We start from the raw sequence: 12,953 nt of genomic DNA on the forward strand, positions 1-12,953 counted from the left end.
ATACCAAACTCCCTGGTGCTACTCACTGTTTTACCGAGCATACGTATGTCGGAGCCGTGACCCAAAATACGACCCAACCTCTGCCGGCACAGGATACCTCATCGCTCAGCATGTACACATATGGCATCGTGAACCGGGGTGAACATCCGGCCCTTGTGCAGATTCAAGTCAGCCCCAATGCCGTGGATTATGCCGTGGACAGCCAGGAGGTGATCGCGGGAGGTCAGACGAAGGCTTTGGTGCCACAGCGATTTTTACACTATACTCGGCTGGTTATTCAATCGGTTCAGCCAGATCAACCAACAAGGCTCGATGTTTATTTTCAGGCACAACGTGTGCGGTAAAGGGGTATATTAAGACAGATATGACCAGGGAGGAGGACGAGGCGCATGCCTAACTTTACAACGTTTAATACCAATCCCGATAACTTGCGAACCTTGATCTTCGGTCAGGATAGCACGGGGACAGCTCAACCTGTCAGAACCGATACAAGCGGCAATATGGTTGGTATTATTTTGGACGGGACAATCAGTAACATTTCAGGTTTGACTACCGTTACGATTAATGCAGGAACGATTACAAACATTCTCAACGGAACCATTACAAGTGTACTTGGCGCAACGATTACAGCTGGTACAATCAATAGTGTGCTGGGAGCTACAGTGACGGCGGGAACACTGACAAATTTATTGAATGGTACAATCACCAGCGTGCTCGGAGCAACGATCACGGCAGGAACGCTATCGAACCTGTTGGATGGTACGATTACGAGTGTACTTGGAGCAACCATTACAGCGGGAACCATTACGAGTGTGCTCGGGGCGACCGTCACAGCAGGAACGCTGACGAACTTGCTCAATGGTACAATTACGAGTGTACTTGGAGCAACGATTACAGCCGGAACGATTACGAGTGTACTCGGCGCGACGGTAACGGCAGGGACGCTGACGAACCTGTTGAATGGTACAATCACGAGTGTACTTGGAGCAACGATTACAGCCGGAACGATTACGAGTGTACTCGGCGCGACGGTAACGGCAGGGACGCTGACGAACCTGTTGAATGGTACGATCACGAGTGTGCTTGGTGCAACCATCACAGCGGGAACGATTAGCAGTGTGCTTGGTGCAACGATTACCGCGGGAACGCTGAGCAATTTGCTCAACGGTACGATCACAAGCGTGCTTGGAGCAACCATCACGGCAGGGACGTTAAACAACTTGCTGAATGGTACGATTACAAGTGTATTAGGAGCAACCATTACCGCAGGAACATTAACAAACCTGCTGAACGGCACCATTACTAGCGTACTCGGAGCAACCGTGACTGCCGGAACGTTAACGAACTTACTGAATGGTACGATCACAAGTGTTCTGGGAGCGACCATTACGGCAGGAACGTTGACCAATCTGCTGAATGGAACCATTACCAGTGTGCTTGGAGCAACCATTACAGCGGGAACGCTGAGCAGCGTAACTTCTATATCACAGAAGAGCTTTCAGGAATCACAGTTGATTGGTACACCTACCGCGAATGCTTTTACAGCCCTTCCAGCAGTGACCACCAGTGTATTCGGAACGTATTCCTTCTTCGTATACAACCGAGGCCCAGGAGTCAATCGGGTCGATGCCCGCGTTGAGATCAGTGCTAACGGAACGAACTGGTATACCGATGTAACAACCGTCACAGGTATATTATCTGGATCGGTGGATGTATTGGTGCCACAGCGATTCCTCAAATATACACGCCTATCCTATCGTTCCAGTCTCATCGGATCACCCACTACAATTGATGTCATCTTCAATGGACAAGGCACATAACCCGATCGATCATCATATAGGTACATGGAGTCCGCTTTTGTGGGCTTCATGTATTTTTTTTGGCATAGGAGGTGATGGTGCTGTGAAGCAAGGGTTAGTCGGAATCCACATGATTGTGCAAAATGAAGAACATTACCTGCCCCGTTGTCTGGGCAGCTTCCAATCACTTGCAAGTGAATGCTTTGTTACAGATACCGGCTCCGTAGATCGCACGGTTGAGATTGCTAGACAACATCAGGCAACGGTGCTGCATGCGAAGTGGGATGAGGATTTTGCTTCTGCCCGTAATATCAGTCTGCCGCTGGCGAGTACGGACTGGATTCTGTGTGTGGATGCGGATGAATATGCCGTAGAAGGGATTGATGAGCTACTTGCGTTCCTTCCAACGGTTAAGCCTAGCATCACCAAATTGCGAGTCACCATAATCAATCGAATCGGCGAACAGGAGCAAGCGAACGTGTTGTTTCAGCCTGTCCGTCTCTTCCGAGCAGGTCGAGGATACCGGTACAACGGACGGATCCATGAACAGCTCGTTCGTAGCACCGCAGGAGATAGAGAAAGAGCGATAACTGCGGGTGCAAGTGTAGAAAGCGAGCTGTCTACTGAAATAGCAAAGGGTGTATCCGTGGAGCAGGAACCTCTCGCTCCATTGGTTATCATGCATGACGGTTACTTGCCGTCTACTATGGCGACCGGACAAAAACCAAGTCGCAATCTCAAGCTGTTACAGAAGCAGCTTGCAGAGCAACCAGAACATCCTTTTCACCTCTATAATCTCGGTGTGACGTACTGCCAGCTTGGACATGTGGAGAGGGCGACAGAAGCATTCGCGCAATCTCTTCAATCTACCCCGCTGGAAGCACCTTATCGTCCAACCTTAGTTCGAGACTATGCGAAGGTGCTTATCGTGCTGGAACGTTATGATGAAGCACATGGACTTCTGGCTGCGGAAAGACAGCATTATTGGGGTTACGCGGATCTGCATCTATTGTTCGGGGAGACGTTGCAGCAGCAGGGTTTGGAAGAACGCGCCTATCAGGTTTATGCAGAAGCAGTTGAGCATCATACAGACAATGGAACATCAGAGAACATAATGAAGATTGAATTGCAGAGCACCACTGATAAAGGACAGGGGGTTCAATCCGAGCCCGCTTATGTTACAGAGCAAGGTTCGGCTACCTATAAACCCTTTACAGCGATGGGACGGTTAGCACAGAAAAAAGGATTCCTGCAAGAAGCAGCTCAATTATATAAGCTTGCGTTAGCTAAAATGCCAACCTATACACCAGCGTGGAGAGGTTTGGCTGATGTTCTGCAACAGTCTGATGAGCCAGATGAACGGATCGCTGAACAATTGCAGATGCAATGGAAAGACCAATGGAAGGAACAACTGCACCGAGTTGCCGTTGAAGCTGATCGGGATATAACGGAGGTTATTCAAGCACTTGCCTCCTGCGGAGCATACGAACAGGCACTGCACATTCTGCAAGATCAGGATTGCAACCATAGCATACCGGAAGCTGACCTCGTGTACTGGATGCTGTGTGTGAACAGGGTGTCCGAAGTGCGAGAATGGGCAGAGAGGCAGTATCGGGATGGGAAAGATCATCTTGTATTTAAAGCGTCTGAGTTAAAAGTGGACTGGGCAGTAGCGTGCTGGGCTCATGGCTCAGCGTTATCCCCCTCGTTTCTGGCTGTAACTGACCCAGAAGAGAGCTCTACTTGGAGAGCTTTGGACCATTTACTTTGCGATCAGAGCGATACAGAGATAGAGACAGGAACGGGAACCAATACAGAAACGAAGAAAAAGAACAATATAGAGATAAGGACATCTAATAATACAGAGACAAGAGTGAAATCACACTTGAAAGATGAGGGTTGGGATCAGAATAAGCGCATCATTCAGCGAGACGAAGATAGTCAAAGGGTAACTACATCGCAAGTTGCAGCAGGCGTACGAACATTAGCAAAAACAATCATAGAACGGGCTGTACAGACAGGACAGTTATCCCTTGCGAAACGGTTGCATATGAAGATCGCAGAGCTGTATGTAGAACCTCATGAACGTTTGTTGCACAAGCAATGGATCGCCGAGGTGCTGTATCGCACCGGATATACGATGGCAGCGGCCGAGATGTTAATTCAGTGTATGGCAGAAGGGGAGCTACAGGCGCAGAGTCTATTTATTCTCGGGGAAACGGTGTATACCAGAGGGTATTACGATCAAGCTCTAGCTCTGTTCCAACAAGCGCTGGAGCAAGAACCAGGATTACATCGAGCCAGAGCAGGTACATCTCTCTGTTATTTGCAGTTGGCTAAGGAGGTCATAGAGCAGGAGGTAACACGTTCTCCTTCCGTTGCTGAACTGAAAGCTCAATTGACGGTGCTGGAGCAAAAATTGCGACTTGCTGAGGGGCTTCCTTGGCGTACGGTCTTCCATGCAAAGGAAAGGAGGAATCATATTGCCGAACAATCTCATTTCGCTATGCATGATCGTTAAGGATGAGGAACAGTGGCTGCCTCAATGCTTGGACAGTGTGCAAGCAGCGGTCGATGAAATCATTATTGTAGACACAGGTTCCTCAGATCGCAGTGTAGTGATTGCGGAGTCGTATGGAGCAATGGTTGTGCATTTGGCGTGGAGCGATGATTTTGCCGCGGCACGTAATGCTGGACTCGCGCGAGCTTCCGGCGATTGGATTCTCTTTCTGGATGCGGATGAAGCACTGGATCAGGTTGCTCAGGAGCAGATCAGGAGCTGGACGGCAGTCAGCGGATGTGACGGATTGTTTTTAAATATCCATAACTATACAGGTTCGGGTCAGCAAGGGGCTACCGTTAATCCAGTGTTGAGACTATTCAGAAATGCGCCGGAGCATCGGTTCGAAGGGCGGATACACGAACAGATTGCGGCAGCTATCTGCCGGAGGAATCCAGAGGCTGCGTTTCACCTAACCGATATGGTCATCCATCATTATGGCTACCAGACGGCTGTGGTGGAGCACAAAGACAAAGTGAATCGCAATTTACGTCTGTTAGAACAAGCGGTCAAGGAAGAGCCGGATCAGCCGTTTCATCATTATAATCTGGGTGTCGAATATTTGCGTCTAGGTGAAGCGGAGCGGGCACTAAAGACATTTGGTGTGGCTAAGGCGGGCATCGATCCAACGGTAACTAGCTATGCGCATCTGCTATGCAAGTATGAGATTCGATGTCTGGAGCATCTGAATCGCTGGCAGGAGGCATTGGAGCATATTGATGCAGCGCTGGAGCTATTCCCGGATTATACGGACTTACACCATCATCGCGGGGTATGTGAAGATGCACTTGGACATGTAGAGAAGGCAGAGTTCTGGCTACGTGAAGCTATTCGGTTGGGAGCGCCGCCACCGATGTACCATACTGAAGAAGGTCTCGGAACCTATCAGACGTGGTACACGCTGGGCAGATTGCTGGAGGGGAAGGCAGATCTGGAGGGTGCAGTAGATGCCTACGTAGAGGCTGTCCGTGCCCAATCGAGCCTGTTGCCCCCGTTATACCGAATATTCCGTATCATGCGGGTATCGGGACAAGAGCAGCAGATCCCCGAGCTGATTAGAGAACGCTTTGCACTGGAATCGGAAGAAGCAATATACAAAGTGCTGGGTGTGATGGAGCAAAGTCGCTGTTATGAGGCAGCAGTCGAGTGGATAGCGGAACTTTCATCATCGGCAGATCCAGTTGAGAAGCGAGAACGACTATCCATGGCAGAGGCTCTGCTTCAGATTCAACGTGGGAAATGGAAGGCTGCCAGACTCAAACTGGAGCCAATTCAGCGTAAAAAAGGTCTGTACGCAGAGCAAGCATCCAGCTGGCTCGATCGATTACATTGGGCTCAAGGAAGATCGATAGAAGGAACCGATAGACTATACAATTGGCTTTATCGTCATTCCCAGCCGGATGGACTAGGAGGAGAAAGGCATGAAGGCAAGGCTGAGGACAGTAACACACCTGTGACTAAAGGGGAATCAGCTAACGGCGGGTATGACGGATGGCAGGCATTTGGGTTGCTGATGGAAGGATGTGTGCAATCAGGTCAATGGCAGGAGCTTCATACACTCATTCAGATGGGTCGGCAACAGCTCGCGACTGGGGTCTCACCGGGGGGAGAGACGCATCAGGAGCAAGCAGAGGAGCCTTTTGCCGGGGCAGCTAATACGGTAGCGGGCACGAGTTGGCTGGTTCGTGGGCTCGTGAGTGCTGCGGATGAACAGCTTCGTGAGTGGGGTGAAGGCGTAAATGGACAACGACAGCGGTGTTGGCCGCTGGTGCAACGGCTTCGATTGGAATTGCCGGGACCGGATGGTTTCGGGTCATAAGTAGAGTAGAGGCGGATAAGGGCGGGGATAAAACATGCGGATGGGAATCAGCTTGTGCATGATCGTTAAGGATGAAGCGCAGCATCTTGAGCGGTGTCTGGACGCAGTCCGTGATGTGGTCGATGAGATCATCGTTGTGGACACAGGATCAACCGATGATACGCCTGATATTGCCCGTCGCTACGGTGCAATCGTAATGCATGCCACCTGGTCAGGGGATTTCGCTAGAGCACGCAACCAATCCCTCGCCTTAGCGACAAATCCGTGGATTTTAGTGCTGGATGCAGATGAAGTATGGCTGCCAACCGAGTCAATGCATACTGAGATGGGGCGTCTAGTATCAAGTGATCAGGATGAGATATGGGGATATTGGATACAAGTTACAAGCCTGCTCGGTCACTCCGGTGAAGAACGAGTAACAGATGTGGTGTGTCGTCTATTTCGGAACGATCCTCGGATTGCCTTTAAAGGGACGATTCATGAAGAGGTCGCTTCTTCGATCTATGCCTTCGCACCACAGGGGATTGCAGCGTGTGAGCTAGAGATTCTACATGATGGATATCTAGATAGGGTCATTACGAGCAAAAATAAAATAGAGCGGAATATGCGGTTAATCCGCTCCGCTCTGAATCAAACCCCAGGCCAACCTGAATTGTTGTATGCACTCGCTGCCGAGTGGTTTCAACAAGGAAATTATGAGGAAGCATTGCGGTTATTAGTTCCTCTACTGGCAGAACTAGAACCAGGGTGTGGCTACCACTCTGATCTGGTGCTCAAGACGGCGTATGCCTGGCGAGAATACGGACATCCCGAACGGGCGCTAGCTATTGTGCAAGCCTGGGCACCGGTGTATGAGGACTTTCCTGATCTGTTGGAGCTTGGAGCTGTGCTCCAGCTGGATCTGGGACATGAAGAAGATGCGCTGGATTGGTTGCGACATGCCAAGTCCGTTGCTGGATCAGGCTCAAAGTACACGTCCGTTTCGGGAGCTGGATCATATCGCAGCTTGATCTTAGAAGGCATGGCGTATGAACAGCTAGGTCAGTGGCAGCAGGCAGAAGAAGCCTACACTGCCGCAATTGCGACCAAGTCAGACAGCGTGGCCGCATGGCAGCGGCTACTGTGGTTAGCTGCGGTTACAGAGCGGCCTAACGCGGTGGCACGCGTTGTTGTAAGGCATCACCTGCCATTAGTGGCATGGCAGGTGATGCTCCAGACTGCGCTGGATGTACACCGGCCAGAATGGCTGTTGCGCCATGCGGGCTCGCTCGCCGGTGTGATGCAGGCACAGCCGCTGGCATCGGGGCTTGCACTGGCTCAGCTCGGCGAAGATGCTGCCGCCGAGGTGGCGCTGCGCCCTTGGGCGTCGCATGCGCAGCACGGGCCGGCAGCAACGCTGGCGCTGTGGGCGCTCGCCTGCAAGCGGCGTGGTTTGCCTGCCGCAGCGCCAAACGAGGCAGCAGGCAAAGTAGGCGAGTCAGCAGGCGAGGCAACAGGTGGTGCGCGTGCTGTTGGCCTCGCGCACTGCCATGCGGCTATGCCGCCGTGGCCTGCGGCAGCCTGCGCAGCGGAGGCGTTGCTACGCGAGCCTGCGCCCGCCGCCGCAAGCCCAGCGCAAGCGCCGCAGGCCGCCGTGCACGCCGCCGCCGATGCGCTTGCGCGCGTGGGCGCCTGGCCAGCGTGGCTGCGCCTGCTGACGGCATTGCCGCCGGGCGCCGCACCGGCGCTGCTCGCGGCGCTTGCGCCTGCGGCACGCTGCGGGGTGCTGCGCGCACCCGCGAGCGTCCGCGAAGGGCTGCTTCAGCTCTGCGGCGGCGAGCCTCCAGCCGCAGGGCAGCCCTTCGCGGACGAAGTGCCCGCCGCCATCCGCACAGCGGAGGCACTTGTGGCGGGCACGCTCGCGTTGCTCGCAGGGCGGCGGCATGCCGCGCGTGCATGGGCCGAACTGGCCCAGTGCAGCTCGCTGCAAGCCACCGCCGCAGGCCGCCCGGCGACGACCGTTACGCCGGGCGTACGTGCATTGTTGCGCCTGACAGCTCCTGGCGCAACCACTGCTGACAGCTATGCAGCGCAATGCCAGCTGCTATGGGTACACTTATAGAGGGTGTTCCCAAAGTCCGTTACTCCATTTCTATCTTCATCCCATCTTCTCGGTAAACCGATCTGTTTGAACACGCACTTATAAATCCCGGCGTTTAATCGGTTAACTTTTACGAATGACTGCCCGAAAACAACGAATGGGGGTGCCATACATGTCAGACCAGATGGCATCCTCAGGCTCTTCCACGCTCAGCTTCCCATCAATCGTTAATCCGGTAACAGCCATGATGGTCTCCAGCAGGTCAGGGCGCATCTCGGGCACGTCAAACGTTGCGATTAACCTTCCATCTGGCTTCATGACTCGGGCGAATTCTCGAAACGCACGTAACATCGTGCCTGTATCTAGATGCTCCAATACAGAGATGCAGAAGACGCGGTCGAATGTGCTTGCTTGATAGGGTAACTGAGCAAGATTAGCCTGTGCACGGTGCAGTTTGGTTAGATAGAACTCAGGAAAATCACGTGCGGCTTCTTCGCCAAAGTCTGAGATGATATCCAGCAGGATGGCTTCCTCCGATAATATGCGATCATCCCAATCGCAGGCATGAACCTCCTGACATTGCTCTGCGAGCCAGAATTTGAAGGGGTGTGAGATGCCACAGGCAGCGTCTAGAACAACGTCACTCGGACGAGCGAATTGACGAGCCCATTCGTATTCATAAGGTCTGCTCCACCATGCCGGATGTAAGGGGAATATCAGTGTATCGGTCTTAGGATCATTACGTCGAACATATCTAGATTCCATTAATTCTGTCTGATCCGCTGCATCCATCATCATCGAACCCCTTCCTTCATATCTGCGTCAGCAAGAAATGTACGGAGTACCTCACTCCATTTGCGTTTCCATCGGGATAGATCATAGGCGAGTGCTGTTTCGCGTGCATAGATGCCAAGACGTTCCCGCTCGGCTCTGTCTTGGACAAGTCGGACGAGAGCAGCAGTCAACGCTTCTTGGTTTGGCGGAACGAGCAATCCGTTGAATCCGTCCTGAATTAGATCGTTTAGACCACCCACATTAGAGGCGACCACAGGTAACCCGCAGCTCATTGCTTCCAGGCAGGCATACGAGGTGCCCTCCGAGAAAATCGTAGGAATGACCGCAATATCGACATGATGGTATGCCTCACGAATATCCCTGAAATCATACGTACGGTGAAATATCCGCTCGGCATGCGGGTGTGTGCGGTGCCAGTAACGGAAGGAACGGCCTACGGTACTGCCTTCAACCAGTTCTCCGGCGAACTCGATCTCCAGATCAGGAAAGGCTCCAAGCAACTGATCTGCCGCCAGCATCATCGGAATGATGCCACGTTCCAGGCTGACACGACGAGGATAGAGGATACGTACAGGGCGGGAGCTGGCATCTGGTTCGTTCAACTTATTCGCTACAGCCAACCCTGCAGGCTGTTCTTCACTTTCTTCACTTTCTTCATCCTCTTCGTTCTGCACCTCCGGCTTCTGTGTAAACATGTTCTTAGGTACATCCCCATCTATATGCTGATCTCGCTCTAGCTCAGGAGATGGGGAATCAGACGTGCTGGAGATGACGATACGATCTAAACTATCTTCATGCTGCTCTAGGTCTTCCTTCCACTGGGATAGCCACTGTGCCTCCTGTTCTTGCTGCATCTGACGCCGAGGAGGAGCAGGGGTGAAGTATGAGGTATCGACTGCATTCGGAATTAAAATGAGCTGTGCAGGGTCACTGAACGTGCATGAAGCACGACAATAAGTCTGAAAATGAGAATCCACAGATACGATATTCAGCAGTCCATCGACAGCCTGCTGAATATGCTCGGCAACCTGTTGCTTTGTTTCAAGCGGTAGGCCAGGACGATCCCAATTAATACCGTGGCAGATACCGAGACTGCCTGGTTTATAAGCAATCGGTTGCCAGATGCAGCTAGCATAAATGATAGGGCCGCGTGCAGCATCGGCCATTCGGGCGAAGGCTTCAGGCACATCGTTCATATCGTATGGGTAACCGAAAACGTCAATCTGTTCTGTACGTGTCTGAAAAGCTTCGAAATAGGATAGTTGATGCACTTCAGGGATATGTCCCATCTCATGTATGACACTGCATAGATCCAAAATATATCGTTCCAGTCCACCCCCAAACACCCGTGCAAACTCCCGGTTGTACCCGTCTGTGAAGCTGTGCGTTAGAATGCTGACTACCCCCATGTCACTGCTCCTCCTTCCAAGGAACCAGCCGGGGTTCCGGATCAAGAATAGACTCATAGTGTTCGAGACTGCCCCATTGTCCATCAGGATCAATGCGCTTGTAACGCAGATATTTACGCACCCGATCTTCCAGACTACCTGCCCAGCCGAGGTGTTGTACTTTTAATTCGGTATGGATGCCAGGCAAGACCATGCAGGATAGGGGGAGACGGGGAACGTGATGATTTTGCTGTGGGTAGAAGTAGGGATATTCAGGTATATATCGCACAAGTGAGGCTGTGTGCCTCTGGTGTAGGTTCCATAGTTCATCCTCTCGATAGTGAGTACGTCCACCCCACATATCGTAGAACCGAAATGCAACCCAGTCCGCATGCTCCTGGTTAATGAGCTCCCGCACGGCTTGTTTGGCTTTTGTCCCGTACAACTCATCAGCATCAACAGATAGGAGCCAGTCTGGTGAGGTACTCACAGCCGCTTGCCATAAGACGTTACGTAGACGCCATTCCTGAGCAAATAACGGTTGTTCAAGCACCTCTAAGCGGACAACCTTGGGATAAGACCGGCAGATATCTGGCGTTCCATCTGTACTAGCATCATCCACGATCACGATCTCATCTACAAAATCACTCAGATTGTGCAGCACTTCCTCCAGATATCGCCCACGTTCGTTTCGAACCTGAAGCATTGCAGTCAGTTTGTTGTTTTGGCTTTTGCGGATTCGCCGGATGGAGGCTGGCTCTGTCTCGAGGATTGGCTCCCGCATATGCTGTCTGCGTTTCTTTGGATCAAACATTAGGGCACCTCCCCAAGTAGCTGTTGTATCGCTTGATCCAGCAGTTCCATTTCGACAATTCGGGCAAGAGCATGCTCATCATCTAGAGCTGATTCTAGAAATAATGTAACTGCTCCATGGCGTTCTCCCCGCAGGGCTAGAGCGGTAGCGGACAATTGGCGGTAATCTTGCTGGCTGGCTTGATCCACAATATCTGCGGCATGAACCAGTTTAAGTGCTTCCTCTACACGTCCGGTTTCTTGGAAAATGCGAAACTTCCAGTGCCGGGCCGTTTCTCCGCCGAGCTCATCGAGTACTTTTAGAGCCGTTCCATAATCATCATTCAGACGTAGTAATTCTGCCTGCACGAGCTGATGCTCTCCAGCCTCCAGCCAGCGACATAACTGCTCATAATGATGCCGTTCCTGATCCGTGGCGGCAGTCGTTCCATACACTTGCAGAGCGTTCTCCACTTCCCCGGCTCTTGCTTGAATGGCGGAGAGGAAGCGGTAGTGTGATTGAACACAGTCAGAGCGTCCACTTGAGATCGCATGGGCAAACGCTTCTTGAACGGTTGCAGCCGCCCGCGAGTCTTCCAATATATATTCATAAGCAGCGAGCAAAAAGGAGATCGTCTCATGTGCGCCTGTTTTGGAACGGAGCTTCCGATAATAATCCGCTCTTAGCTTACATTGAAGCTGGGTAACGGTATCTGTGGCACTGCTATGGATCTGTTGGAGTGCATGCAGGAACAGCATTTCGTAATCCAGCAGTGGAATTTCAAGCTCATCTTTTTGCATCATGCCAGTAGGTGTAGGGTCTTCCCCGCCTAGCCAGACAGTGCGGACACCTTGAAATACCAGTTTCATATAACGTGTCTCTGAGGACGTACATACCAGATTAGAAATGCCAACCAGCTTGCTAATACAGCTCTCCCAGAGCGGCGAGTCGGCTTCCTCTTGGACAGGTTCTGGCAGGAGCGTTATCAACAGATCAGGCTGAATGGAGGCTACTGCGGTAAGCCAGTACGGATGCGCAACGACTGCAACAGTACGAGGCTGTTGTAGCAGTTCTTCCGCCTCCAGTAAGGATATTAGCGTAATTGCTGCAGGTAGATCGTCTGACCGTTCCAGATGGCTAACGTAGTAGACTGCTCCTTCAGCAGCCAGTAGTGCAGCAATGTCTGGATAAGGAAATGACGACCATCCCCCTTTACGGGGAAATAGAACGTATTGAATTGGAGAGAGGGACGTCTCCTTATATTTTTGAGCTGTCTCGTTCGGATGAATCTGACTCTCGCTGGATTGTACAGGTTCTTCCACGGGCTGGATCACCTCACTTTGTTTGCATTTAGACTCGGATAACACGGATATAATTCGTTGGACTCACTCCATATGTAAAGCCTTTGTCGCACAAGGAATAGGTTGCCTGACATTAACATATGGGCATTCCGTCTCAAACATGAGCAACTTCCGTGAATAGACGAAGTTGACAAGCGTTCAAAATAACAGAGAATCATACTTTAAATTGGCACTAATGTGTGACCGTCGTCACATTTTTGTGGATTTTTCGATTAAGTTTGTGATTATTATCACATGTATAAAATAGGTAATCTGGCACAATACGTTCATCAATGTATTTGGTGGACAGACAGCGAAGGTGCAGCTTCAATCCCAAGTACATACATAATCATGCGAATAGAAGAGAAAGAAGGGGTAA

9 protein-coding genes are annotated in these 12,953 nt (G+C 51.5%); 5 read left to right on the forward strand and 4 right to left on the reverse strand.

Annotation, left to right across the window (positions count from 1 at the left end; all coding sequences use genetic code 11):
* The first annotated feature begins 56 nt into the window (after positions 1-56).
* The 5 genes from MH215_RS29250 (at position 57) to MH215_RS15190 (ending at position 8,279) form a co-directional block, all read left to right on the forward strand.
* Positions 57-344: a DUF6385 domain-containing protein gene (locus MH215_RS29250; protein WP_156395551.1), complete on the forward strand. Its 288-nt coding sequence runs from the start codon at positions 57-59 to the stop codon at positions 342-344.
* Between the two features lie 45 nt (positions 345-389).
* Complete coding sequence (locus tag MH215_RS15175) at positions 390-1,820, forward strand: DUF6385 domain-containing protein (protein WP_239291226.1); 1,431 nt, start codon at positions 390-392, stop codon at positions 1,818-1,820.
* An 82-nt stretch (positions 1,821-1,902) separates the two neighbouring features.
* Positions 1,903-4,320: a tetratricopeptide repeat-containing glycosyltransferase family 2 protein gene (locus MH215_RS15180; protein WP_239291227.1), complete on the forward strand. Its 2,418-nt coding sequence runs from the start codon at positions 1,903-1,905 to the stop codon at positions 4,318-4,320.
* Positions 4,283-6,178, forward strand: coding sequence for a glycosyltransferase (locus MH215_RS15185; protein WP_239291228.1), 1,896 nt, complete (start codon positions 4,283-4,285; stop codon positions 6,176-6,178). Before MH215_RS15180 ends, MH215_RS15185 begins: the two co-directional genes overlap by 38 nt.
* A gap of 34 nt (positions 6,179-6,212) precedes the next feature.
* Positions 6,213-8,279: a glycosyltransferase gene (locus MH215_RS15190; RefSeq protein WP_239291229.1), complete on the forward strand. Its 2,067-nt coding sequence runs from the start codon at positions 6,213-6,215 to the stop codon at positions 8,277-8,279.
* Positions 8,280-8,381: 102 nt separating this feature from the next.
* On the opposite strand, the gene MH215_RS15195 is transcribed toward MH215_RS15190, so the two are convergent.
* From MH215_RS15195 to MH215_RS15210, 4 genes are read right to left on the reverse strand one after another with little or no spacing between them, the layout of a single operon-like run.
* The gene (locus tag MH215_RS15195) at positions 8,382-9,056 is read right to left on the reverse strand and encodes a class I SAM-dependent methyltransferase (protein WP_239291230.1); all 675 of its coding nucleotides are present in this window, start codon (positions 9,054-9,056) and stop codon (positions 8,382-8,384) included.
* Positions 9,053-10,462 (reverse strand): glycosyltransferase family 4 protein, encoded by a 1,410-nt coding sequence (locus MH215_RS15200; RefSeq protein ID WP_239291232.1) that lies wholly within the window; start codon positions 10,460-10,462, stop codon positions 9,053-9,055. Before MH215_RS15200 ends, MH215_RS15195 begins: the two co-directional genes overlap by 4 nt.
* Before the next feature lies 1 nt (position 10,463).
* Entirely contained in the window at positions 10,464-11,255 is a 792-nt protein-coding gene (locus MH215_RS15205) for a glycosyltransferase (RefSeq protein ID WP_239291234.1), read from the reverse strand.
* On the reverse strand, positions 11,255-12,556 hold the full coding sequence (locus MH215_RS15210) for a hypothetical protein (protein WP_239291235.1): 1,302 nt from the start codon (positions 12,554-12,556) through the stop codon (positions 11,255-11,257). The genes MH215_RS15205 and MH215_RS15210 overlap by 1 nt, the downstream gene beginning before the upstream one ends.
* Positions 12,557-12,953: the final 397 nt, after the last annotated feature.

The sequence above is a fragment of the Paenibacillus sp. ACRSA genome (assembly GCF_022346845.1).
Classification (GTDB): domain Bacteria; phylum Bacillota; class Bacilli; order Paenibacillales; family Paenibacillaceae; genus Paenibacillus.

Coding starts and splice junctions, on each gene's coding strand:
- MH215_RS15175 (WP_239291226.1), top strand. CDS start 390: ATGCCTAACTTTACAACGTTTAATACCAATCCCGATAACTTGCGAACC.
- MH215_RS15190 (WP_239291229.1), top strand. CDS start 6,213: ATGCGGATGGGAATCAGCTTGTGCATGATCGTTAAGGATGAAGCGCAG.
- MH215_RS15195 (WP_239291230.1), bottom strand. CDS start 9,056: ATGATGATGGATGCAGCGGATCAGACAGAATTAATGGAATCTAGATAT.
- MH215_RS15200 (WP_239291232.1), bottom strand. CDS start 10,462: ATGGGGGTAGTCAGCATTCTAACGCACAGCTTCACAGACGGGTACAAC.
- MH215_RS15205 (WP_239291234.1), bottom strand. CDS start 11,255: ATGTTTGATCCAAAGAAACGCAGACAGCATATGCGGGAGCCAATCCTC.